This is a genomic window from Idiomarina abyssalis (assembly GCF_019797805.1).
GTDB lineage: Bacteria > Pseudomonadota > Gammaproteobacteria > Enterobacterales > Alteromonadaceae > Idiomarina > Idiomarina abyssalis.
Window position 1 is genome coordinate 1,530,726 of sequence record NZ_CP081832.1, and the last position, 23,694, is coordinate 1,554,419.

Here is a 23,694-nt window from a genome sequence, read left to right on the forward strand (position 1 = left end):
AATGGTAACAGCATTATGCAATATAGAGAGGTTGTCGGGAACTCTTTAACACCAATAAAAAGCTTAGTGGGTAATTCCCAGTTTTTGCAGCACATCGTAAAGACCGGCGGGCCCTTTGTGTCGGTAGTCGTTTTTGTCATCAGCCTGAGGTTGCTTTTTCTTCTCAAGTCGCTGCCGTACTTTCCAGTCCAGGTTCTGAATCAGCTCTAAAGGCAAACGATCCGGCGTTGCATCCGGAATGAGGGGTTGAGGATGAGTCGCGTCCTGTAATTTAAAGTCCGACAGCTGGCTTACGGTTGCATAAACGCCTGAGGCCATCACAGCACCTGGCTGAACATCTAAAGGTCTTGCCCTGCCTGCACCGATAGAGCGCTGCCAATTCACCTCAGTTGGGCGTTCAGAGACAACCGGGTCAGCGCCGAGTGCCGAGACCCAATAAGCGAACTCACCGGAGAAACCGTGGTTAACGGCTTCGCTCGCGTGTTGCTCAAAAAAATGAGCGGCATTGTTCTGAACAGCAGAAACTTGACTCATTAAGACTCTGGATTATCAATTACCGATAGTTCTGTATCGGCCAAAGTCCTAAAAGTTTAAGTTTTCTCTTTACAGCTAAGCTAAGACTGTTATTATACGCGCCACTTGAGTGGAGGGGTTCCCGAGTGGCCAAAGGGATCAGACTGTAAATCTGACGGCTCAGCCTTCGCAGGTTCGAATCCTGCCCCCTCCACCATTTACTACTGCTCGGCCAACTTCAGTATTACCTTTCCCTGCGTCTTATTCGCCGCAACATAGTCCAGCGCTTTTTGAATATCATCAGCCGTAAAAACCTGATCGATAATCGGTTTTATTTTGCCGGTTTTAAACTTATCGCTAAAGTCATGCCATAAACCGTTTAAAATATGACCTTTTTGTACTGAAGACAGCGCCCGCAACGTCGAGCCCATAAGCTTCTGACGCTTCATTAGCATTCGCCCGAAATCAACTTCTCCCGTACGACCGCCCATTAAGCCAATCAAAATAATACGACCGTCTTGCTTTAAATACTGCTGGTCTTTTGCGATAGATTCGCCGGCAACCGGATTGAGGATGACATCGACTTCTCCCAGCGCCTTAACTTCTTCAACAATATCTTGCTGATATCGGTTAATAACATGCTTCGCACCGAGGTTCAGACAAAATCGTGATTTTTCATCGCTGCCTACGACCGCAATAACGTCATTACCGCTTTCACGGCACAACTGTATTAGCGAAGTTCCGACCCCACTGGCACCGGCATGCGCCAATACCCGCTCTCCCTGTTTTAGCCCGGCTAACTGGAAAACATTGAGATAAGCAGTAGCAAAAGTCTCAAGCCAGCCAGCTGCGGTTTCATGACTCCAGTCATCCGGCACTTCCAGCAGTTGTTTTGCCGAAACGTTGACCCGCTCTGCAAAACCGCCTCCGGCTAGTAAGGCACTAACACGTTGCCCTGTCTTCCAGTCGGAAACCTGGCTGCCAACCTGCTCTATAACGCCACAGACTTCTAACCCGGGAATATCGGATACGCCGTTAGGCGGCGGATACTTCCCTGCTATTTGCATTAGATCGGCGCGGTTAACCCCGGCGCTTAAAACACGCAACTGAACCTCATCTGCACGCGGCTCGCTTAAATTAATACCGTCTTTCCATATCACTTTTTGCTCTGAAATCTGAATTGCTTTCACATCAGCCTCCGTTGCCGCTTAACATTATTGAAATTAGCCAGTATGCTGTCGGTATTGAATACTATCAGGATACTGTTTGACACTAATGGACAAAACCTTAGAGCTCAATGATAAACGTGTGTTATTGATTGATGACCAGAAGCCCTTTCAGGTTATGCTCAAAGGCCTGCTGTTAAACTTGGGGGCAAAAGACGTCCAAATCAAGACAACGGGTGAAGCGGGCATTGCTGCCTACATCAAAAACCCGCACGATATTCTGTTGGTAGACTATAACCTCGGCCGTGGCCGAAATGGCCGACAGGTACTGGAAGAGCTTCAGGTTCGCGGTTTAATGAAAGAACACACCCTGTTCTTCATTATTACCGGCGACAATACCCGTCCAATGGTTTTAAGCGCGCTGGAGCTGCAACCAGACGACTATTTAATGAAGCCTTTTTCCCATCGTGTTTTGCGCTCTCGTTTAATGCGTGCCTACAAGCGTCGCATGTGGTTAAAAGATGTATTTAAAGCTCTGACTAAACACGATTATGAGGCCTGCATTAGCGCTTGCCAGAAACACATTCAGTCAAACAGCCGTTACAGCAATTATTGCCGAAAACTGCAAATTGAGCTGTACAATAAAACCGGGCAACTGGATAAAGCCGAAATAGCCATTAAAGATCTGCTGGAAGAAAACTCCCATAGCTGGGTGTTTCTAAAGCTGGCGGAGACCAGACTGCTGCAAAACTCACCAGAAGAAGCGCTTAATATTCTTAACCATATTATTAAGCGTATGCCCAATGCCATTGAGGCCCATGATTTAAAAACCGAATGCTACCTGCAACAACAACAGCTTGAAGAGGCACTGGAAAGCGCACGCGATGCAATAACCATGGCGCCCTTTTCTATTGAACGACAAACCAAACTGGCTCACATAGCACGCGACAATGGTGACTTTGATATAGCCAAGCAAGCCATGAATAACGTTTTGCAAATAGCACGCAAATCGGTCTTTCGTAATGCGCAGCACTTATGTAATTACTTGCGCAGTATTCTTGATGCAGCTGAACACAGCGACACGCCACAGCAGATTAGTAAGTACCAAACCGAAGCTACAATGGAGCTTCAGCGAGCCCGTTACGATGAGCATCTATTGCATGCCGATATTTCATTTGAAGATTTAGAAGCCATTTTACTGTCACGAATTGATTCGTTTAACGGTCGTTTACGTGAAGCCCAACAGCGTTTAAACGAAGTTGTCGGGGAAAATCTGGCAACGAACCAACCTATCAACAAAGATTTATTGCCAGACGTTATTGCGATTCTGCTGGATGTCGGCGAGTACGAAAAAGCCAATGCGCTCGCCGCCTATAAAGACGACAACCTGTTACTTGACAGTTACACCACTAAAATCCTGCAAGCCAGACTTGCCGCCGCTCAAAAGCAGCAGGACGCCTTCTTTAAAGTGCACAAAGCAGGTGCTGAAGCGTATCAGGAAGGTCATTACAGTCGCGCACTGGAGCTGTTCCGTGAAGCGATGGAGGTGGCTCCAATGAACAGTGGCGCTGCACTTAACTTTATCCAGGCGGCCGTGCGCTTTATCGAAGAAACGCCTAACGCAGAACGGAAGTTATTGAAAAAAGAATGTGACCAGTGCTTTAAAGTATTAGAGGGTCTGCAACTTTCCAGCAGCCACAGTAACCGTTATGAGCGATTACTGGGGCAGACTGAAGCATTAGAACTGCGCTAACTTAGCTTTTGATTGGCTGCCAGAGTCCCTGCCTGGTAGTCTTTTATCGCCTGTTCAATCTCACCTGAGTTATTCATGACAAACGGCCCATACTGAGCAATCGGCTCTTCGATGGGTTTTGCCGCCAGAAGAATAAATCGTGCACCTTCGTCAGTAGTGCACGTTAACGTGTCCGCCGGATCAAGCACGAGCAATTCACCTTCCTTTGCGAGCTCTCCATTAACCGTTAAACTCCCCTGATAAACGTAAAGCAGGCGACGTTTTTGTCCCTGAGAAGGCAAACTAAAAGCTTCTTTACCTAAGTGTACGTCCAGCATTAAGAAATCACGCCCGGGCGCTCTTACCGGACCTTCTTGCTGCTGATATTGGCCCGAAATAACTCTGACAAGAGCGTCATCACTTTTTACTTCGGGAATAGTCGCCGATGGAAAGTCATGCCAATCAGGCTCACTCATTTTTTCGTCAGATGGCAAATTAACCCATAGCTGAAAGCCCCACATCAGACCTTCAACCTGCTTCGGCATTTCAGCGTGTATGATGCCTTTAGCTGCTTTCATCCATTGTACGCCACCGGCCTCTACTGCGCCCGTATTGCCAACCGAGTCTTTGTGCTCCATGGTTCCGGCCAGCATATAAGTCAAAGTACAAAATCCGCGATGCGGATGAGGTGGAAAGCCTGCAATATAGTCATCAGGATTATCCGAGCGAAATTCATCCAGCATTAAAAATGGATCCTGATGTTTCAAACCCGGCTGATTAATAATGCGGGTAAGCTTAACCCCAGCACCGTCCTGAGCAGGCATACCCCGGTGTTTTGCCAAAATAGCGCTCATGATTTTTTACCTCCATTTTGACCCCGATTATGTGTTTGATGAAAATTGATTTCAGGGCCCTTAGGCACCACCTGAGTCGGGTTAATTGTGGTATGGCTGGCGTAGTAGTGAGTTTTTATATGATCCATCACAACCGTTTCTTCCACACCCGGGTGTTGATACAACTCCAGCAAGTAGTTCCACATATTATGATAATCGACAATACGTTTCTTATTGGTCTTAAAGTGACCGAAGTAAACCGCATCAAAACGAACCAAAGTTGTAAATAGCCGCCAGTCCGCCTCTGTCAGTTCATCACCGGCGAGGTAACGGCTCTGACTGAGAATATCTTCGACTTTATCCAGTGCCGCAAATAAAGACTGATAAGCCTCTTCGTAAGCCTTTTGTGTGGTCGCAAAGCCGCTGCGGTACACACCATTGTTAATGTCGTTGTAAACCCACTCGTTGATTTCTTCTATCTGCTTTTGCTTATTCGCCGGAAAGAAGTCCAGAGTATTTCCGGTCAGTTCATCAAAAGCAGAATTGAAAATTCGTATAATTTCCGCTGACTCGTTATTGACTATGGTCTGGGTTTTCTTATCCCATAACACTGGTACCGTAACTCGCCCGGTATATTCCGGATCGGCTTTCAGATAAATTTGATAAAGAAAGTCAGCGTCATAGAGAGGCTCGTTAAGAGGAGCTTCAGAAAATTCCCAGCCATTCTCCAACATCAACGGATGTACTACCGAGACATCGATATGACTTTCCAGACCTTTTAGCTTCCGAAAAATTAATGCCCTGTGAGCCCAGGGGCAGGCATAAGAAACGTACAGATGATATCGGCCGGATTCGGGCTCAAACTCTGTACCTTTAGCGACTGTATTTCGAAACTGTGACTCGCTGCGCACAAAGCGGCCACCATGTTTCTTTGTGTCATACCACTTATCGCGCCACTGACCATCCACTAATAAACCCATAATAAATTCCTCTTGTTTAGATACCTCTATAATAAGGTCTATTTTTTGGAATTATTAGCGCATTGTGTTCAGGTTTTATTTCTAAAAAATAGAACTATAGAAAGGAGTCTACAACATTAGCCGCTTTTTCGCTGGCTGAGACTTTCAACTGCTGATGGATAGTTTTGAACTGTTCAAGCAAAACGGTGTTGTCCTGCTCGATTAACTCAACTAAGGCCTGCTCGATACCTTCTTCAGACGCCTCTGACTGAGCGAGTTCCGGCACAATTTCTTTGCCCGCTAAAAGGTTCGGCAATGAAAAGAACGGCGCATGGAATAAACGTTTAATAATTTGATAAGACAACCAGTGGAACCGATAAGCCACCACCATAGGGCGTTTAATAAGTAATGCTTCAAGCGCCACAGTTCCCGATGTCAGTAGCAGGTAATTTGATGCCGCCATAACCTTACGGCTTTCGCCTACAGGAAGCGCAATGGTCAATTCTGGACTGTATTGCTTAATGAGTTCCTGAAACTGCTCAGCACGAGCGTCGCTTATCATCGGTGCCACGAAACGAAGGTTCGGATACTTCTCTGCTATTTTTTTGGCAACTCGCAAAAATACAGGCGCCATACGGGCAATTTCACCTTTTCTGCTACCAGGCAGAATAGCCAAATACTCGCTTTCAGGTTCGAGTTTTAACTCCTTTCTCGCTGGAGTCTGCTGCCATTGCATTGGGATGTCATCGGCCAGAGGGTGGCCGACAAAAGTCGCCGGGAGACCGTGCTTATCGTAAAAGTCCTTTTCAAAAGGCAGCAAGCACAGTACATGATCTACTGCCTTCTTAATGCCTTTAATACGCCCTTCTCGCCACGCCCACACCGATGGACTGACATAATGAATCGTTGCTATACCAGCATTTTTAAGGCGAGTTTCAACCGTCAGGTTAAAGTCCGGAGCGTCAATACCTATCATTACATCGGGTTGTTCTTCGATAAGATATTGCACCAGTTTTTTCCGGTGTCGTAGTAGCTTAGGAAGTTGCTGTACGACTTCGGCTATCCCCATAACGGCTAAGTCATCCATGGGAAAGTAAGAGTCCATTCCCTGCTCAGCCATTAATGGTCCACCGACGCCAATAAAGTATGCACCGGGGTGACGTTTTGAAATGGCCTGCATTAGTCCGGCGCCTAACAGATCACCCGAGTGCTCACCGGCAACAATGGCAATTTTCGGCGGCTTTTTGCTACTCATTACGGACGAATAATGCCTCGTGAACTGTTTTCTACAAAAGCCGTGAAGCCGTCAAGTGCCGGTTCATTTAGTGCAGTAATACCTTCCAGCGCTTCTTCTACTGTCAGACTGGAGCGATACAATATTTTGTATGCCCGGCGTACATTCTGAATTTGCTCAGGAGTATATCCCCGACGCTTTAATCCTTCCGCATTGATTGTTCTGGGCTTAGCATTATGGCCCTGCGCCATAACAAATGGAGGAATATCCTGCACCACTATTGAATTCACCGCAGCAAACGAATGTGAACCAATATGGCAAAACTGGTGCACTCCCGTCATACCTCCCAGGATAACCCAGTCTCCAACATGAACATGACCGGCTAATGTCACCTGATTAGCAAAAATATTGTCGTTACCTATTACACAGTCATGTGCCACATGCACATATGCCATAAATAAGTTGTTGTCGCCGATCTTGGTGAGCGAGTCATCCTGCACGGTGCCACGATGAATGGTTACGGATTCACGAAATACATTATTATCGCCAATCACTAATTCAGTTGGCTCACCATCGTACTTTTTATCCTGACAATCCTCGCCAACAGAAGCAAACTGATAAATAGTGTTGTTTTTCCCAATGGTCGTAGGGCCTTTTAAAACAACGTGCGAGCGAATGTCGCAGTTATCGCCAATAACAACATTTGGACCAATGACTGTCCATGGGCCAACGCTGACATTGGCTCCAATCTCTGCGCTCGGGTCAATAATTGCGGTTTCGTGAATCACTTAAACTTCTCTTCTTGCACAGATAATTTCAGCAGTACAGGCGACATCGCCATCAACTTCGGCACGCCCGGTAAACTTCCAGATACCACGGCGTTCTTTTTCAAAGGTGACATAAAAGTCTACTGTATCGCCCGGGATAACCTGACGCTTGAAACGCGCGTTATCAATACCAGCGAATAGGTATAAGTCGTTTGCGCTCTTTTTACTCTCTGTAATTTTAAAACCGAGTAAACCACAGGCCTGAGCTATTGCTTCCAGCAACAAAACTCCCGGGAAAATTGGTTTGCCCGGGAAGTGGCCATTAAACATCGGTTCATTAAAGCTGACATTCTTTATCGCGTGCAAAGAGTCTTTCGAGTTTGTCTCGATAACTCTGTCTATTAATAAAAACGGATAACGATGGGGAAGTAAATCTAATACCCCTTGAATATCAAACCCTGATTCCGTAATTTTCAAACCTTTCACCTTACTCAGTTGTTATTGTCAGCTTGTTTTTCCAGTTCTTTTACACGCTTAAAGAGATCATCCAATTGGCGGAACCTGGCACCATTACGCCGCCATTCACGGTGTCCGCTGGCAGGTATACCTGACGCATAAACGCCCGGCTCAGTGATCTCTTTTATTACCATAGCAAATCCCATGATTTGCACATCATCACATACGCTAATATGACCATTAATGGCTGAGGCACCACCAATCATACAGCGTTTACCGATATGACAGCTACCGGCTAAAACGGTACAACCGGCAATAGCAGTGTCTTCGTCTATAAATACGTTGTGAGCAATCTGGCACTGATTATCAATGATACAACCCGATGAGATAACGGTGTCATCGAGTGCGCCACGATCAACCGTAGTACTAGCCCCAATTTCAACGTTGTCTTTAATAACAACACGGCCCAGTTGGGGAATTTTCAACCATTTACCATTTTCAGGTGCCCAACCAAAGCCATCAGCTCCAATAACCGCACCTGCATGAAATAGACAGTTATCACCAATAACACAACGGTGATAAACTTTTACTCCCGACCAGAGCGTACAGCCAGAACCAAGCTGTGTTTCAGCTCCAATATAGCAGTGAGCTCCAATACTGGTGTTATCCCCAATGATGGCCCCGTCTTCAATAACGACGTATTCACCAATACTAACGTTAACACCAATACTGGCAGATTCAGCAATTTTCGCGGAATCAGCCACGCCCTTCGCAGGCTTAGGCGTGGTATCCAATAACTGTGCAATTTTGGCAAATGCAGCATAAGGGTTGGATACCCGAATTGCGTTATTAACGGCATCACTGTCGTCTTTTTCGGAGACAATAACCGCCCCGGCAGACGTAGTTTCTAGCTGACTTTTGTAACGACTATTTGCCAAAAAAGCTATAGCGTCACCAGTAGCAGACTGCAAGGTCGCCACGCGAAAAATGGGGAGCTGCGCATTTCCTCGCACCTCCCCACCCACATGGTCAGCCAACTGCTGCAATGTGTACTCAGTCATAGATTAGTTACCTGAGGTCATTTTCTCGACAACCGCACCAGACAAGTCGTTATCTGCTTTCATGTAAGTTACAGCGTTACTTTCAAGAACCATATCGTAGTCTTTGTCTTCAGCTACTGCAGTAATTGCATCCTGTACCTTGCCAAGCAACTTGTTACGCTCTTCGTTTTGACGACGACGGGTGTCTTCCTGAAGCGCTTTGCTTTTTAGCTGAGCCTGAGAGATAGTCTCTTCCAGGTCACGCTCTAGCTGAGTTTTTTCAGACGCAGACATAATTGACGCATCACGTTCTTGCTTTTGACGCAATTCCTGAACCTTTTGCTCAAGACGACGCATTTCTTCAAAGCGATCCTGGAACTCGTTCTGTAACTGCTCTGAAATTTGCTCACGCTGTGGTAACTGCTGGAATACTTCCATCATATCGACCACACCAATTTTCTGCTGTGCTTGCGCGGCGCCTGCAAAAAGTGCTGTTGAAACAGCAACAGCTGCAGCTGTAGATTTAATTAACTTTTTCAAGGTAAAACTCCTTCAAATTTTATTACTAATATTTAATTATTATTATCAGAATGTGGTTCCGATATTAAACGAGAACACTTGAGTTTCATCACCCTCAACTTCTTTCAGAGCCCGCCCCAGTGAAAAGGTCAGCGGACCCATTGGTGATATCCATTGAACGGATACACCCGCTGAAGCTCTGAAGTCGCCTGGCGAACTGTAATCCGTTAACGGCTGACTTCCCTGAGCCAGCTCCAGGTCTTTATACCTATCGTAGTCGAATTCTGTATCCCAGACCATACCGAAGTCAACAAAGACACTTGTTCTTACGCTATTACGCATACCTTCATCGACAAAAGGTGTTGGTACGATAAGCTCAAGCCCACCGACAACTTTTGCGTTACCGCCAACGGCAAAGCGGCTCACCTGAACTTGTTGTGAATCTGAGCCAGATGGCAAACCATTTGGCGCCCCGGTTACGTCTGGTGGTGCCGGTAGCTGGCTTGCCGAACTGTAAATAGCTCGTGGTCCAACAGTGTTAGCTTCGAAACCACGTAAGTCGCCCTGTCCGCCAACTCGGAAAGACTCCCAGAATGGCAATAAGTAATCATTACCTCTGTCATCTGTACCATAACCATTACCATAACCTAGGTTAAGGCGTGTCAGGAATGTCCATTGCTGATCGCGCGTTAACGGGTAGTAATGTTTATATTCATAGTTCGTCCGGAAATACTGGACGTCACTAAACGGCGCAGAGATCTCAATGCCAGCGCGTTGAGAAGAACCACTGGTTGGAAAGCGCCCTCTATTTAAGGTTACACGGGACCAGCCCATATTAAACTCATAAATATCGAAAGCGACACCGTCGTCAGGGTTCTCCCGGTTTAAGTATGCGGAATAAAATTTCCGTATTTGCTCATAACCGTCAACGTTCGTTACTTCCTGGTTTTTATAACCAATACCAAAGTTAAAGCTGTTGATTTCATCAACCGGGAAGCCTACACCGCTGGAAACACCAAAGGTTTTCTGATTGTAACGAATTAAGTTTTCCGCCTGGCCGGCATCAAACTCACTCATATACACTTGTCCTGAAAGGCTAACGCCATTCATTGTGAAGTACGGGTCAGTATAGGAAACGTTAACGTTTTTATTAAAGCGGCTGGTGCTGACATTAAATCCAACTCTGTTACCAGTGCCCAGGAAGTTATTTTGCTGAACACCCGCATTAAGTTGCAAACCTGAGTAGTCACCATAACCAACGCCGGCGTTAAAGGAGCCCGATGGTTGCTCTTTCACCTTATAGGTCACGTCAACCTGATCATCGCTGCCTTCGACTCGCTCAGTTGATGTTTCAACTGTCTCAAAGAAACCAAGACGTTCAAGACGAACCTTACCTTGTTCAATTTTATTGTCAGATAACCAGGCACCTTCCAGTTGGCGCATTTCACGACGAAGCACCCGGTCTTTTGTCGCACCGTTACCTTCAAAATTAATGTGACGTACATAGACACGCTTACCCGGTTCTACCGAGAAAGTAATTTTAACCGTTTTGTCATCGTCATTATGTTCAGGGATAGCTCGAACTTCAGGGTAAGCATAGCCGTAACGACCATAGAAGCGGCTAATCATATCCTCGATATAAGTCACCTGTGCGGCGTTATAGAGGGTACCTTCTTCAATAGTCGCAATTCGGCTGACTAGCTCTTCGTGGCCTTTTAGATCCCCAATAACATCGGTTTCGCTTACGTTGTATTTATCACCCTCTTTAACATTGATGGTGATATAAATACCTTCACGATCGGGTGTCATAGAAACCTGAACGGATTCAACCTGGAAACGCAAATACCCACGGTCCCGATAAAAAGACTCTAAAGTCTCTAAGTCACCACTTAACTGCTGTTTCTGGTAGCGCTTTTCGCCAATAACGTTCCACCACGGGAGCTCATCGCGAAGTTCGAAAGCATCAAGAAGTTGCTCATCGGCAAACGCCTTATTACCCACAATATTAATTTGTGCAATTTCAGCAGCGTCGCCTTCGTCGAAGTTCATACGCAACTCAACTCGGTTGCGCGGCAAATCAACAACTTGTATATCCACCGATGCATTGTATTTACCAACACTATGATAGAAATCTTCCAGACCTTTTTCTATGCCTGAAATAGTGGTTCTATCCAGAGGTTCGCCAGTAACAATATTATTATCAAGCAAGCTCTCTTCAAGCTGCTCGTCTTTGATATCGCTGTTACCTTCAAAGGTAATTTCAGCAATGGTTGGTCGCTCACTGACGGTGAAAATTAACGTATCGTTATCTCTCCGTGCATCAATATAGTTGAAGTGAGTCGAAGAGTAGAGTGAGCGAATGGCGCTACGAATCTGTAACTCACTCACCTCATCACCCACCCTAACCGGAATATAAGTTAACGCAGCACCTAAAGCGACACGTTGTAACCCTTTAACTTCAATATCCTGAACAACAAACTCGTCTTGTGCGTAGGCTGGTGCTACTGCACCTGCAATCATGGCACTCACTAACAGCTTTTTAAACGTCATTATCACTAGCTACTTTTTTGTTAATTCGTGACTCAGAATGCGAAACGGGCGATGTCATTTGATATTGCTAACGCCATCAACGCGAATACCAGCACCCCACCAATCCTATAGCAAACGTCTTGCACTCTTTCGGATACCGGCTTACCACGAACCCATTCAATGCTGTAAAACACTAAATGACCGCCGTCTAACACCGGTAAAGGTAATAAATTTATTATCCCTAAATTGACACTTAATAATGCCAAAAAACTTAAAAAATAGACGAACCCGTTACTAGCGCTAACACCAGCACCTTCAGCAATACTTAAAGGCCCTGCCAGGTTCTTTACAGAAACATCTCCGGTCAGCAGTTTACCTATCATTTTCACGCTAACAACCATCAACTCCCAAGTTTTTTCTGCGCCTTTCGCTAAGCCCCCGAAAAACCCGTATTGATGGTTGAAAACATAATTATCAGGTAACGGTTCAGTCACCGGAACTACGCCAAGGTAGCCTATGACACCATTTTGACTTTCCCGTTCCCCTATTTGAACAGAAACTTCCTGCTCAACGCTATTTCTTTCAACCGTAAACAACAGACTCTGCCCAGCCGACTGAGCAATAATCTCACGTATTCTTTCCCAACTATCGACTTGCTCACCGTCAATAGAAATAATAGTGTCGCCCGCTTTAAGGCCGCTCGCATCAGCTGGTGAGTCTGCTTCAACCTGACTAAGCTCGGTGTAAACTTCAGGCTGATAAACCTCAATACCTAAACTTCCAAAGGTCGACTCTGTCTCAGGATCAAACCGCCAGCCAGTCAAGTCCAGCCTGCGCTGAACTTCACTTCCCGCCGGCGTTCTTAACGTTATTATCGTCTCGTCATCGCCAATAGCGGACATTAAGCCCAGCTGCACTTGTTGCCAGTCATAAGCTTCTACATCGTCGACTGACAAAATTTCACTGCCTCTTTCCAGATCTGCTTTTGCAGCAATGGAGTTTTCTTTGATATCACCAATAACAGGCTTTACCGTCGGCACACCAATACCGAACATGAGCCATAGCACCGCTACCGCAAGGACAAAGTTAGCAACAGGACCCGCCGCTACTATGGCAAAACGTTTATAAACCGACTGTGCATTAAAGCTTACATCTCGCTCTTCTTCGGTAACATCATCAATGCGTTCATCCAGCATTCGAACATAACCGCCAAGAGGGATAGCACCTAGTTGATAGACCGTACCGTCTTTTCCGGTACGCTTCCAAATAGCGCGACCAAAACCAACAGAAAAGGTTATTACCTTAACGCCACAGCGTCGAGCAACCCAAAAATGCCCGAACTCGTGAAACGCAACCAAAATTCCCAATGTGACAACAAACGAAAAGAAATACCAAATTGCGTCTATCACTGTGCGTACTCCTGCAACCATTGTTTAGCTGCTAAACGCGCTTTTTTATCGATAGCTAATAGCGTCTCGATGCTATCAGCCTCATGAGTTGTTACCGACTGTAATACGGAATCACAGACTTTAGCGATATCGGTAAAGCCCACCTGTTCCTGCAAAAACGCATCAACGGCTATTTCATTGGCAGCATTTAAGGCTGTCGTTGCCCACTGCCCTGCCCAACACGCTTCTATTGCAAGCTGCAGACAGGGATAGCGAGCTGACTCGGGCTGTTTAAACGTTAACTGTCCAATTTGAGTAAAATCCAGATTTGATACACCGCTTTCTAATCGCTCAGGATACCCCAGTGAATGGGCAATTGGGGTGCGCATATCAGGCTCCCCCATTTGCGCCAGAACCGAGCCATCGGTGTACTGGACCATAGAATGGATAACACTTTGAGGGTGAATCACCACTTTCAACTGTTCACGTGAGCAATTGAATAACCAGCGGGCTTCAATATATTCCAGTCCTTTATTAAGCATAGTGGCCGAATCGACAGATATCTTTCGTCCCATAGACCAGTTGGGATGGTTACATGCCGCCCCTGGAGTTTGTTTCGATAGCTCTTCAAGTGGTATATCCCGAAACGGGCCACCGGAGCCAGTTAATAACAGATGCTGAATACCATGCTCTGCTAAAGACATAGTGCCAACCAACTGCTGGGCAGCCTGGGGTAAGCACTGGAAAATAGCATTGTGTTCGCTGTCTACTGGTATTATTCGAGCGCCAGAACGTTGTGCGTGGTCAATAAACAATTGACCGCTCATTACCAGGGCTTCTTTGTTGGCCAGCAAGACATCTTTACCCGCATCAATAGCAGCTAATGTCGGGGCAAGTCCTGCAGCGCCAACTATCGCTGCCATAACAATATTGACGTCGCCTGCGGCACTAACTTCTGCTAAAGCTTTTTCGCCGTAGGTTACCTGTGTTGATACCTGAGTGCCTAAAAGTTCTTTGAGCTCTGACGCACTGCTTTGAGAGCCCATAACGGCGTATTGTGGATGGTGCTTCAAACACAGCTCAGCCATAACCTGAACCTGGCTGTGAGCGGTTAGCGCAAAAACCTCAAAGTCTTCCGGGTGTCGTGCAACAACATCCAGAGTGTTTTGACCAATGGAGCCTGTTGCTCCCAAAACCGTAATTCGACGCATAGGTTTAATGCAAAAACTCCAGATAAGCTAAGGTGAAAATAGGCACTGCAGCTGTAAGACTGTCAATACGGTCAAGAATTCCCCCATGCCCCGGTAAAATTGATCCGCTGTCTTTTACTCCGGCACTGCGTTTAAACATACTTTCGTTTAAATCTCCGAATACCGACGCCACTACAGTAAACAACCCGGTTAAGTAATAACCGGTAAATTGATCAGCGGGCACTTTAGTCCAGTGCGCCACAACCATCATCACCACAAAAGCCAGAGTTACCCCGCCACATAAACCTTCCATCGTTTTGCCCGGACTTACGGCTGGCATCATTTTGTTGCGCCCATAACGAACGCCGGCAAAATACGCACCGACATCGGCAGCCCAGACTAAAAGAAGAATAAACAGAACAACCCAGCCACCAAAGAAGCGTGACTCATCAATATCGATAGAGCGGACCGTGACTAATGCAGCCCATGTAGGAATAAAAATCAGCAACCCAAAAACACCAACAATGGCGCGGGTTCGCGACCACATACGGCGACTTGAGGGGTAATTAACTATCATTGCCAAAGCTACGACCCACCAGATGCCACCGGCAAGGATAGTGTAATAAATCAGTTTAGAAAGCTCGCCATCGCGCCATAAGTGTTCATACGGTGCCAGCCATGAAAGCACACCAATTATAGCTCCAACAAACAGAGTATAAGCAATACGCGCTGATGTACGACGCACGCCCATTAAAGGAGACCATTCCCAGGCACCCAGCATTAAAACCGCCTGAATGAACAGAGAAAAGCCCCAAAGCGGCAGCATAAAAACCCCGTATAGTGCCACTGGAACCAGCAATAATGCTGTAATAATACGTTGTTTTAGCAAGTGTTATTCCTCTATCCGAGTTTCTATGCCTTGCATAAGCACGGTCAATTGTTCGCTGGTTAAACCGAAGCGACGTTCACGTTGAGCAAAATCCGTTATTGCTTTAGCAAAAATGGCATCGTCAAAGTCTGGCCACAATGTTGAAGTAAAATACAACTCTGCATAAGCCAACTGCCATAATAGAAAATTACTAATACGACGCTCACCCCCCGTTCGGATGAGTAAATCCGGTAATGGCTGATCGGCCATCATAAGTTCACCGGATATTGCCTCTTCGGTAATTTCTGAAGGCTCGATCTCGCCGGTTTTCACTTTATCAGCCAACTTACGACTGGCTTGAGTGATATCCCATTGACCACCATAGTTTGCAGCGATATTTAAATTTAGCCCACTATTATTCTGAGTCTTTTCTTCGGCTTCTTGTATTCGCTTTTGTAAACGCTTTGAGAAAGCACCTTTATCGCCAATAATGCGCAAGCGAATATCATTATCGTCTAACTTTTTTACTTCGCTTTTCAATACTGACATAAACAACTCCATCAGTACCGATACTTCAGTAGCGGGACGCTTCCAATTTTCGCTACTAAAAGCAAATAAAGTCAGAGACTCTATACCGTTACGGCGAGCAAAAGCGACCGCTCTGCGCACAGCTTCTGCTCCGGCCTTATGCCCAAAAGTTCGTATTTTACCGCGTTGTTTCGCCCAACGACCATTGCCGTCCATGATAATGGCAACGTGTCGGGGAACTAACTGCTCTATTGACGGTAATTCTTTCATTCAATCTGCCGTAAACATTAAAAAACGCCGTGCGAGTATACCTGACACGGCGTCATAGACCAACGTAGGTAAGGTTTGATGGTTAAATTTCCATCAAGTCCTCTTCTTTTGCTTTCAACGATTCATCAATTTGCTTGACGTATTTATCCGTCAGTTTTTGAATCTCATCTTCAGCACTACGTTCTTCATCTTCAGTAATTTCTTTTTCTTTCAGAAGGTCTTTAATATCGCTGTTCGCGTCACGACGAATATTGCGTACCGCCACTCGCCCCTGCTCTGCTTCCGCGCGCACAATTTTAACCAGGTCGCGACGACGCTCTTCAGTCAATGGTGGCAAAGGAATGCGAATAACAGCTCCGGCTGATGCCGGATTTAACCCCAAGTCCGAGTTAATAATTGCCTTTTCAACCGCAGCTGAAGCCGACTTGTCAAATACGGTCAACGCTAAAGTTCTGGAGTCCTCGGTGGTGATATTAGCCAACTGTTTCAGCGGCGTGTCAGTACCGTAATAGTTCACCATAACACTATCTAAAATGCTGGGGTGAGCTCGTCCGGTGCGTACTTTCGACATTTGACTACGCAATGACTCAACACTTTTTTCCATGCGATCTTTAGCGTCTTCTATAATTTCTTTTATCACTGTCTTATACCCTTCTATTCAATAGCGGCGATTACTCTGCGTCTTTACTAATTAGTGTACCTTCTTCTTCACCCATAATCACGGCTCGTAAAGCACCCGGCTTATTCATATTAAACACCCGGATAGGCAAAGCGTGGTCTCGCGCCAGAGTGAATGCCGCTAAATCCATTACTTTTAACTGTTTTTCCAGTATATCATCGTAATTAATATGCTTATACAAGGTTGCATCCGGATTACCCACAGGATCATCCGAATAAACCCCATCAACTTTCGTTCCTTTAAGAACAACTTCAGCTTCAATTTCAATTCCGCGTAAACACGCCGCTGAGTCTGTCGTAAAGAAAGGGTTGCCAGTTCCGGCAGAGAAAATCACCACCCGACCTGACTTTAATAAACTAATAGCTTCTGCCCAGTTATAGCTGTCACAAACACCCGTTAATTCAATAGCTGACATTAAGCGCGCGTTAACAAAAGCACGATGCAGAGCGTCACGCATTGCCAGACCATTCATCACTGTTGCCAACATACCCATATGGTCGCCCACAACACGATTCATACCAGCTTTGGCTAAACCTTCTCCACGGAATAAGTTACCACCACCAATGACTAAGCCTACCTGAACCCCAAGTTCAACTAATTCCTTAATTTCCTGTGCCATACGATCAAGCACTTTAGCATCAATGCCAAATGGTTCGTCCCCCATAAGGGCTTCACCACTGAGTTTTAACAATATGCGTCGATAACTGGGTTTCGGATGGGTGCTCATCATTGCCTCTACTCTTTCCTTTAGTTTAAAAAAAACCGCGTCCTGAACGCTCAAGACGCGGTTTATAATTTTCTATTTCATGGGGCTGGTCGAGACCACGCTGTTAGCCTTTGCTCGCTGCCGCCACTTGTGCCTGAACTTCAGAAGCAAAATCTTCTTCTTTACGTTCAATACCTTCACCCACTTCAAAGCGAACGAAAGTAACAACATCGGCACCAGCTTTCTTCAGTAACTCACCAACAGTCATTGATGGATCTTTCACGAAAGGCTGACCAGTCAGGCTGATTTCACCGGTAAACTTACGCATACGGCCTTCAACCATCTTTTCAGCGATTTCTTTCGGCTTACCGCTTTGCATTGCGATATCAACCTGAATAGAGCGCTCTTTCTCAACAACTTCAGCTTCAACGTCTTCAGGCTTAACAAACTGTGGATTACTTGCTGCAACGTGCATACATAAGTCACGAGCCAAGTCTTCATCACCACCGATAAGAGCAACTGCAACACCGATGCGGGCACCGTGAGTGTAAGTTGCAACAACATCGCCAGCTTCAAGAGTTTGAACACGACGAACGTTCATGTTCTCACCAATTTTAGCCACTAAGTCTTCACGAGTTTTCTCAACCGTTTGACCACCGATGTCAGTCGTTTTTAACGCTTCAACGTCATTTTCTTTGTTAGCAAATGCAACGTTAATGACTTTATCGCCAAATGCCAGGAAGCTGTCGTCACGTGCTACGAAGTCAGTTTCGCAGTTTAGCTCAACTAACGTTGCCTGGTTGCCTTCAGACTTAACTAAAATAACACCTTCAGCTGCAACACGGCCTGCTTTCTTCGCTGCTTTGGCCTGACCGCTTTTACGCATCAGGTCAATTGCCGCTTCCATATCACCGTCGACTTCCTGCAATGCTTTTTTGCAGTCCATCATGCCAGCGCCTGTGCGCTCGCGCAGTTCTTTTACTAGAGCTGCTGTAATTGCCATGATTCTATTCCTCGATTATTCAGTTGCTTCGACGAAATCGTCAGAGTCTTTTGCTTCAACTTGCGCTGTACGTGCTTCTTTTACCGCTTCTGCAGCAGTGTTCAAATACAATTGAATTGCACGGATCGCGTCATCGTTACCCGGAACAATGTAATCAACACCGTCAGGGTCAGAGTTTGTATCCACAACAGAAACAACTGGAATGCCCAGGTTATTAGCTTCTTTAATAGAGATGTGCTCGTGATCAGCATCGATAACAAACAGAACGTCTGGTAAGCCGCCCATGTTTTTGATACCGCCTAAGCCTTTTTCCAGCTTTTCCATTTCACGAGTGTTAACCAAAGCTTCTTTCTTGGTTAGTTTGTCGAATGTTCCGTCTTGGCTCATTGTTTCAAGGTCTTTTAGACGCTTGATTGATTGACGAACTGTTTTCCAGTTAGTCAACATGCCGCCTAACCAACGGTGGTTTACATAATACTGACCACAGTTAATAGCTGCTTCTTTAACCGCTTCTGCTGCTGCGCGCTTAGTACCAACAAACAGGATTTTACCTTTGTTTGAAGCAACGTGCTGCATGTAGCTCAACGCATCGTTGAACATAGGCACAGTTTTTTCGAGGTTAATGATATGAATTTTGTTACGAGCACCAAAAATGTAAGGTTTCATTTTTGGATTCCAGAAACGAGTTTGGTGACCGAAATGGACACCTGCTTTCAGCATGTCACGCATTGACACGTTAGCCATAATATTTTTCCTTTTTAGGGGGTTAAGCCTCCATACATCCCATAAGCCGACTTGTTCTTAGACAAGCACCCCGTCTTATGTGTCGATGTATGTGTGGATTATCATTTACATACAAGTTTACTTTGTTGGCATAAGGCCAAAAAAGCGTGCGTTTTATACCATAACGAGCACACTTACACAACAAAAAACGTTACTTAACTTATGTTTTAACCCGCCTCAAAGATAGCGAATTCTATCAGTCGCTGTTAAACTGTCGGCTTTTCCAGCAGTCACGGACAGGAAGAGAATGACCATCTCAATTAAGACACCCGAAGAAATCGAAAAAATGCGCGCTGCAGGCAAGCTTGCCGCTAGTGTTCTTGAAATGATTGGTGAATACGTAAAACCAGGTGTAACCACAGAAGAGCTGGACGATATCTGCCACAAGTATATTACTGACCATGGCGCTTACCCTGCTCCGTTAAATTACCATGGGTTCCCTAAGTCCATTTGCACCTCTGTTAACCATTGTGTCTGCCACGGTATTCCTGGTCCCAAAAAGCTTAAAGATGGCGATATTATGAACATTGATGTCACCGTAAAGCTTGATGGTTACCACGGCGACACCTCAAAAATGTTTGTGGTAGGTAAGCCTACTATTATGGCAAAACGTTTGATTAAAGTGACCCAGGAGTCCCTTTACAAAGCGATAGAAATGGTCAAGCCAGGGATCAAGCTCGGCGACTTTGCGGAAGTTATTCAAAAGCACGCGGAAAGCCACGGCTACTCAATTGTCCGCGAATACTGCGGACACGGTATTGGCTCCGTGTTTCATGAGGATCCACAAATTCTTCATTATGGCCAGGCAGGTACCGGCGAAGAGTTAAAAGCCGGAATGTGCTTTACTATCGAGCCTATGGTTAACGTTGGCAAGCGCCACACGAAACTGATGAAAGACGGCTGGACCGTACTTACCAAGGATCGCAGTCTGAGTGCACAGTGGGAGCACACTCTATTAGTCACGGATAACGGTGTAGAGGTTCTGACATTACGTAATGACGAACCTGACTTAGCGCGAGTTATCGAGCACAACTAACTGACTTCAGGGGGTATTATGGCTGATGTTGAACAGGATAAAGACTTCCATGGCCGTTGGCCTGACAGAACTCATACCCCTTGCATTAAAGACTATAAAGCACTTCTGGAGAGCTACCGTAACTGGTCTGCGGCGCGTTTTGTTACGGCCGACATTGATGAGCTTGTTCATCACCGTTCGACATTTTTTGATCAGCTCATTTGCCAATTGTGGCAACAGTTTAAACTTAACAATGAACCCGCCACTATATTAGCTGTTGGCGGTTATGGCCGTGAAACACTGCATCCGGGTTCAGATATCGATTTACTCATTTTAATTGCCCCCCAGAGCGAAGACGCTGAAACCAGGTTGTCTGAAAAGCTCAGTCAGCTTATTACCTTTTTATGGGATCTTCATTTAGATATTGGCCATTCGGTACGCACCATCGACGAATGTTTTAGTCAATCAGAAAACGATATTACTATTGCTACAAACCTTATTGAGAGCCGTTACCTTGATGGCTCTGAGGATCTTTACAACGAATTTCATCAACAATTATTGAATGACTTTCCATGGTCGAGCCGAGACTTTTATCAAGCCAAACTTGATGAGCAAAAACAACGACATCAGCAATATCACAGTACATCCTATAATCTCGAGCCTAATATCAAATCAAGCCCCGGTGGACTGCGTGACATCCAGACCGTTGGCTGGATTGCTAAACGTCACTTCCGCACCCATTCAGATGAAAACCTGGTTGAATACGGTTATATGACGGCCGATGAGTTCGTCGAGCTACGTGACTGCATGAACTGGTTATGGCGCATCCGCTTTGCCCTCCATCTTGAAGCTGGTAAACGCGAAGACCGCCTGTTATTTGACTTTCAGCCCGGCGTAGCGGTTCGCCTGGGTTATGGCAATGACGGTAAAGCATCCGTCGAAACCATGATGAAAGATTACTTTAAAGTGGTTCTTCGTGTCAGCGAGCTCAACCAGATGTTACTGCAATTCTTTCATCAGGCCATACTGGGCACACAGGACTTACAACACGCAGAGCATATTAGCGATGACTTTGCGGTCTCAAATGAGTTGCTCACTGCACGACATGACAACGTATTCGACGACCACTGCAATATTGTCCGGGCTTTTGTCTGCATTGCCGAACACCCACAGATAAAAGGCATCCATTCAAATACCATTCGTTTACTCAGAAACGCGCGCGCTCAGTTAACCGAGCCTCTTAGCCATGACCCTGAATGCAGAAACCTGTTTAACCAGCTCATTCAGCACCCCCGCGGCTGTGGCCTGGCGTTTGCACTTATGCATCACCACAGCGTATTGGCCAGTTATTTATCCCAGTGGCAACAAATTGTGGGGCAAATGCAGTTTGATCTGTTCCACGCTTACACTGTTGATGAGCACACTTTTCGTCTGGTGAGAAACCTCTACCGCTTCAGCGACGAAGACTATCAGGATCAGTTTCCCTTATGCGAAAAGCTGGTAGCACAGATGGATCGTCGCTATTGCCTTTATTTGGCGGGTATTTTCCATGATATCGCCAAAGGGCGCGGAGGTGATCACTCTGAATTAGGCGAAATGGACGCGCGCAACTTCTGTCATCAGCATGGTTATGACGAAGAAGACGCTGAGCTGGTTGCCTGGCTGGTAAGACACCACTTAACCATGTCAGTTACCGCACAGAAACGTGACATTCATGATCCTGAAGTTATACAAGACTTTGCTAATCAGGTTTCAACGCTCGAGCGGCTGGACTACCTTTATTGTCTTACGGTGGCCGATATTCGCGCAACCAATCAGTCGCTCTGGAATAACTGGAAAGCAACCCTGCTGGAAGAGCTATACAACGCAACATCTTATTTGCTGCAACAAGACAGTAATAAACCAACTCTGGATATTCGCCAGAAAATAAACGAAAACAAAGCCAATGCAATGGCTTTGCTGTTAAGTGCCGGGTTTGAAAAGTCAGAAATTCTCGCTTTGTGGGGCCGTTTTACTGCCGATTATTTCTTCCGGCATACGCCAGAGCAGATCAGCTGGCATTCACAGCATATATTAAACTTGCCGACCGACCAGTTACCACTGATTCTAATTGGTGATGAAAACAACTATGGTACAACCGAGCTGTTTATTTATCATCATGAAGAAAGCCACTTATTTGCTTCTGTTGCCGGTGTTCTGGATAGCCAGCAGTTAAATATTCTGGATGCACAAATCCTTGCCACCCGTGACGGTTTTGTCATGGATACTTTCGTTGTGCTGCAACGGGACGGCAAGCCATTGACAGAACCGCAGCGCATTGAAGAAGTCAAACAACAATTGCTGGACGTTCTGCATAAACGCATACCTGTCCCCAGTACAAAACGCCCCTTGTCACGGCGCATGAAAAACTTTTCAGTAGCCACAGAAGTGACATTTATACCAAGTAAGCATCACGGTCGCACAACCTTTGAGCTAGTAACTCTGGACAGACCCGGCCTTATTGCTAAACTTGCGGCTATTTTACAGCAACAGAATGTCACCTTACTTGCCGCAAAAATTACCACCATAGGCGAGCAGGCAGAAGATTTATTCATTGTCACCACGGAGCAACAAACCGCTTTGGACGACAAGCAGAAACAAACGTTAAAAAAACAAATTATCAAAGACCTGGAGTTTTAAATCCTTATCATGGAAAACATAAAACAACGCATCATCGATGCATTTGAACAACGTGATCAGCTCAACGCCCATACTGAAAATGACGACTTGCGTGAAGCAGTTCGCTACGTCATTGACGAGATTGACCGCGGTGAGTTGCGAGTCGCTGAAAAAATTTCGGGCGAGTGGGTTGTTCACCAATGGCTGAAAAAAGCCGTTCTGCTGTCGTTTCGTTTAAACGACAATGACCTAATTGAAGGCGGCGAAACACGTTTCTGGGACAAAGTTCCGGCTAAATTTGCTGATTATGACAGTGCTCGTTTCCGTGCCGAAGGCATGCGTGTTGTACCGCCGGCGATGGTCCGTAAAGGCGCCTTTATTGGCCGCAATGTCGTTGTTATGCCGTCATACGTAAATATTGGAGCCTATGTTGGCGAAGGCACTATGGTTGATACCTGGGCTACTGTCGGCTCCTGCGCACAAATCGGTAAAAATGTGCACCTTTCAGGTGGCGTGGGTATCGGTGGTGTATTAGAGCCACTGCAAGCCAACCCGACCATCATCGAAGACAACTGCTTTATTGGTGCGCGTTCAGAAATTGTTGAAGGCGTTATTGTTGAGGAAGGCGCTGTTATTTCAATGGGCGTTTACATTGGCCAGAGCACACGCATTTATGACCGCGAAAATGATCGCATTCTATACGGTCGTGTACCTTCAGGTTCCGTTGTTGTACCAGGTTCATTGCCTTCTGCAAACGGAACGCACAGCCTTTACGCTGCCATCATTGTTAAGCGGGTTGATGCTAAAACTCGTGCCAAAGTGGGTATCAATGCCCTGCTACGCAGCGCGGAATAACTT

Annotated in this window: 22 protein-coding genes and 1 tRNA gene; 5 read left to right on the forward strand and 18 right to left on the reverse strand. The window is 45.9% G+C overall.

Annotation, left to right across the window (positions count from 1 at the left end; all coding sequences use genetic code 11):
- Positions 1-63 precede the first annotated feature (63 nt).
- A complete protein-coding gene (locus K5X84_RS07305) occupies positions 64-534 on the reverse strand; it encodes a VC2046/SO_2500 family protein (RefSeq protein ID WP_222235453.1) in 471 nt (156 codons plus the stop codon).
- Positions 535-645: 111 nt separating this feature from the next.
- On the opposite strand from K5X84_RS07305, the gene K5X84_RS07310 reads away from it, so the two are divergent.
- Positions 646-730 (forward strand) — tRNA-Tyr (locus tag K5X84_RS07310).
- A gap of 4 nt (positions 731-734) precedes the next feature.
- On the opposite strand, the gene K5X84_RS07315 is transcribed toward K5X84_RS07310, so the two are convergent.
- On the reverse strand, positions 735-1,703 hold the full coding sequence (locus K5X84_RS07315) for an NAD(P)H-quinone oxidoreductase (RefSeq protein ID WP_222235454.1): 969 nt from the start codon (positions 1,701-1,703) through the stop codon (positions 735-737).
- 85 nt (positions 1,704-1,788) lie between these two features.
- Between K5X84_RS07315 and K5X84_RS07320 the strand changes: the two genes are divergently transcribed.
- The gene (locus K5X84_RS07320) at positions 1,789-3,432 is read left to right on the forward strand and encodes a tetratricopeptide repeat-containing response regulator (protein ID WP_199494204.1); all 1,644 of its coding nucleotides are present in this window, start codon (positions 1,789-1,791) and stop codon (positions 3,430-3,432) included.
- Here K5X84_RS07320 and K5X84_RS07325 read toward each other — a convergent pair.
- The 16 genes from K5X84_RS07325 to rpsB form a co-directional block, all read right to left on the reverse strand.
- On the reverse strand, positions 3,429-4,265 hold the full coding sequence (locus K5X84_RS07325; RefSeq protein ID WP_222235455.1) for a pirin family protein: 837 nt from the start codon (positions 4,263-4,265) through the stop codon (positions 3,429-3,431). The two genes, K5X84_RS07320 and K5X84_RS07325, sit on opposite strands and share 4 nt — an antisense overlap.
- The gene (locus K5X84_RS07330) at positions 4,262-5,224 is read right to left on the reverse strand and encodes a glutathione S-transferase family protein (RefSeq protein ID WP_222235456.1); all 963 of its coding nucleotides are present in this window, start codon (positions 5,222-5,224) and stop codon (positions 4,262-4,264) included. The genes K5X84_RS07325 and K5X84_RS07330 overlap by 4 nt, the downstream gene beginning before the upstream one ends.
- 94 nt (positions 5,225-5,318) lie before the next feature.
- A complete protein-coding gene (gene lpxB, locus K5X84_RS07335; protein WP_222235457.1) occupies positions 5,319-6,458 on the reverse strand; it encodes a lipid-A-disaccharide synthase in 1,140 nt (379 codons plus the stop codon).
- Positions 6,458-7,225, reverse strand: coding sequence for an acyl-ACP--UDP-N-acetylglucosamine O-acyltransferase (gene lpxA / locus K5X84_RS07340; protein ID WP_054488150.1), 768 nt, complete (start codon positions 7,223-7,225; stop codon positions 6,458-6,460). The genes lpxB and lpxA overlap by 1 nt, the downstream gene beginning before the upstream one ends.
- Complete coding sequence (gene fabZ, locus K5X84_RS07345; protein ID WP_054488152.1) at positions 7,226-7,681, reverse strand: 3-hydroxyacyl-ACP dehydratase FabZ; 456 nt, start codon at positions 7,679-7,681, stop codon at positions 7,226-7,228.
- Between the two features lie 14 nt (positions 7,682-7,695).
- Positions 7,696-8,721, reverse strand: a complete 1,026-nt coding sequence (gene lpxD, locus K5X84_RS07350) for a UDP-3-O-(3-hydroxymyristoyl)glucosamine N-acyltransferase (protein WP_222235458.1) — start codon at positions 8,719-8,721, stop codon at positions 7,696-7,698.
- Between the two features lie 3 nt (positions 8,722-8,724).
- The gene (locus K5X84_RS07355; protein ID WP_224797305.1) at positions 8,725-9,240 is read right to left on the reverse strand and encodes an OmpH family outer membrane protein; all 516 of its coding nucleotides are present in this window, start codon (positions 9,238-9,240) and stop codon (positions 8,725-8,727) included.
- Positions 9,241-9,285: 45 nt separating this feature from the next.
- Positions 9,286-11,769: an outer membrane protein assembly factor BamA gene (gene bamA, locus K5X84_RS07360; protein ID WP_222235459.1), complete on the reverse strand. Its 2,484-nt coding sequence runs from the start codon at positions 11,767-11,769 to the stop codon at positions 9,286-9,288.
- Positions 11,770-11,801: 32 nt separating this feature from the next.
- On the reverse strand, positions 11,802-13,157 hold the full coding sequence (gene rseP, locus K5X84_RS07365; protein WP_222235460.1) for a sigma E protease regulator RseP: 1,356 nt from the start codon (positions 13,155-13,157) through the stop codon (positions 11,802-11,804).
- Positions 13,154-14,347, reverse strand: a complete 1,194-nt coding sequence (ispC, locus tag K5X84_RS07370; RefSeq protein ID WP_054488161.1) for a 1-deoxy-D-xylulose-5-phosphate reductoisomerase — start codon at positions 14,345-14,347, stop codon at positions 13,154-13,156. The genes rseP and ispC overlap by 4 nt, the downstream gene beginning before the upstream one ends.
- Positions 14,348-14,351: 4 nt before the next feature.
- Entirely contained in the window at positions 14,352-15,215 is an 864-nt protein-coding gene (locus K5X84_RS07375) for a phosphatidate cytidylyltransferase (RefSeq protein WP_222235461.1), read from the reverse strand.
- Positions 15,216-15,218: 3 nt separating this feature from the next.
- Positions 15,219-15,992 (reverse strand): polyprenyl diphosphate synthase, encoded by a 774-nt coding sequence (gene uppS / locus K5X84_RS07380; protein WP_199494885.1) that lies wholly within the window; start codon positions 15,990-15,992, stop codon positions 15,219-15,221.
- 82 nt (positions 15,993-16,074) lie between these two features.
- Positions 16,075-16,632, reverse strand: a complete 558-nt coding sequence (gene frr, locus K5X84_RS07385; protein WP_054488165.1) for a ribosome recycling factor — start codon at positions 16,630-16,632, stop codon at positions 16,075-16,077.
- A 31-nt stretch (positions 16,633-16,663) separates the two neighbouring features.
- Positions 16,664-17,398 (reverse strand): UMP kinase, encoded by a 735-nt coding sequence (gene pyrH / locus K5X84_RS07390; protein ID WP_222237006.1) that lies wholly within the window; start codon positions 17,396-17,398, stop codon positions 16,664-16,666.
- 103 nt (positions 17,399-17,501) lie between these two features.
- Positions 17,502-18,380 carry a translation elongation factor Ts gene (tsf, locus tag K5X84_RS07395; RefSeq protein WP_222235462.1) on the reverse strand — a complete coding sequence of 293 codons (879 nt, stop codon included), beginning with the start codon at positions 18,378-18,380 and terminating at the stop codon, positions 17,502-17,504.
- Between the two features lie 15 nt (positions 18,381-18,395).
- On the reverse strand, positions 18,396-19,124 hold the full coding sequence (gene rpsB, locus K5X84_RS07400) for a 30S ribosomal protein S2 (protein ID WP_054488169.1): 729 nt from the start codon (positions 19,122-19,124) through the stop codon (positions 18,396-18,398).
- Between the two features lie 286 nt (positions 19,125-19,410).
- Between rpsB and map the strand changes: the two genes are divergently transcribed.
- The 3 genes from map to dapD are packed head-to-tail and all read left to right on the forward strand — an operon-like array spanning position 19,411 to position 23,691.
- On the forward strand, positions 19,411-20,199 hold the full coding sequence (map, locus tag K5X84_RS07405) for a type I methionyl aminopeptidase (RefSeq protein WP_222235463.1): 789 nt from the start codon (positions 19,411-19,413) through the stop codon (positions 20,197-20,199).
- An 18-nt stretch (positions 20,200-20,217) separates the two neighbouring features.
- Positions 20,218-22,857: a [protein-PII] uridylyltransferase gene (gene glnD, locus K5X84_RS07410; protein WP_199494886.1), complete on the forward strand. Its 2,640-nt coding sequence runs from the start codon at positions 20,218-20,220 to the stop codon at positions 22,855-22,857.
- 9 nt (positions 22,858-22,866) lie between these two features.
- Positions 22,867-23,691 carry a 2,3,4,5-tetrahydropyridine-2,6-dicarboxylate N-succinyltransferase gene (gene dapD, locus K5X84_RS07415; protein WP_054488173.1) on the forward strand — a complete coding sequence of 275 codons (825 nt, stop codon included), beginning with the start codon at positions 22,867-22,869 and terminating at the stop codon, positions 23,689-23,691.
- The last annotated feature ends 3 nt before the right edge of the window (positions 23,692-23,694 follow it).

Excerpts from the sequence above, each read along its gene's own strand:
- K5X84_RS07305 (WP_222235453.1), bottom strand. The coding sequence starts at position 534 with ATGAGTCAAGTTTCTGCTGTTCAGAACAATGCCGCTCATTTTTTTGAG.
- K5X84_RS07320 (WP_199494204.1), top strand. The coding sequence starts at position 1,789 with ATGGACAAAACCTTAGAGCTCAATGATAAACGTGTGTTATTGATTGAT.
- K5X84_RS07325 (WP_222235455.1), bottom strand. The coding sequence starts at position 4,265 with ATGAGCGCTATTTTGGCAAAACACCGGGGTATGCCTGCTCAGGACGGT.
- K5X84_RS07330 (WP_222235456.1), bottom strand. The coding sequence starts at position 5,224 with ATGGGTTTATTAGTGGATGGTCAGTGGCGCGATAAGTGGTATGACACA.
- lpxB (WP_222235457.1), bottom strand. The coding sequence starts at position 6,458 with ATGAGTAGCAAAAAGCCGCCGAAAATTGCCATTGTTGCCGGTGAGCAC.
- lpxD (WP_222235458.1), bottom strand. The coding sequence starts at position 8,721 with ATGACTGAGTACACATTGCAGCAGTTGGCTGACCATGTGGGTGGGGAG.
- bamA (WP_222235459.1), bottom strand. The coding sequence starts at position 11,769 with ATGACGTTTAAAAAGCTGTTAGTGAGTGCCATGATTGCAGGTGCAGTA.
- ispC (WP_054488161.1), bottom strand. The coding sequence starts at position 14,347 with ATGCGTCGAATTACGGTTTTGGGAGCAACAGGCTCCATTGGTCAAAAC.
- uppS (WP_199494885.1), bottom strand. The coding sequence starts at position 15,992 with ATGAAAGAATTACCGTCAATAGAGCAGTTAGTTCCCCGACACGTTGCC.
- pyrH (WP_222237006.1), bottom strand. The coding sequence starts at position 17,398 with ATGAGCACCCATCCGAAACCCAGTTATCGACGCATATTGTTAAAACTC.
- tsf (WP_222235462.1), bottom strand. The coding sequence starts at position 18,380 with ATGGCAATTACAGCAGCTCTAGTAAAAGAACTGCGCGAGCGCACAGGC.
- rpsB (WP_054488169.1), bottom strand. The coding sequence starts at position 19,124 with ATGGCTAACGTGTCAATGCGTGACATGCTGAAAGCAGGTGTCCATTTC.
- map (WP_222235463.1), top strand. The coding sequence starts at position 19,411 with ATGACCATCTCAATTAAGACACCCGAAGAAATCGAAAAAATGCGCGCT.
- glnD (WP_199494886.1), top strand. The coding sequence starts at position 20,218 with ATGGCTGATGTTGAACAGGATAAAGACTTCCATGGCCGTTGGCCTGAC.
- dapD (WP_054488173.1), top strand. The coding sequence starts at position 22,867 with ATGGAAAACATAAAACAACGCATCATCGATGCATTTGAACAACGTGAT.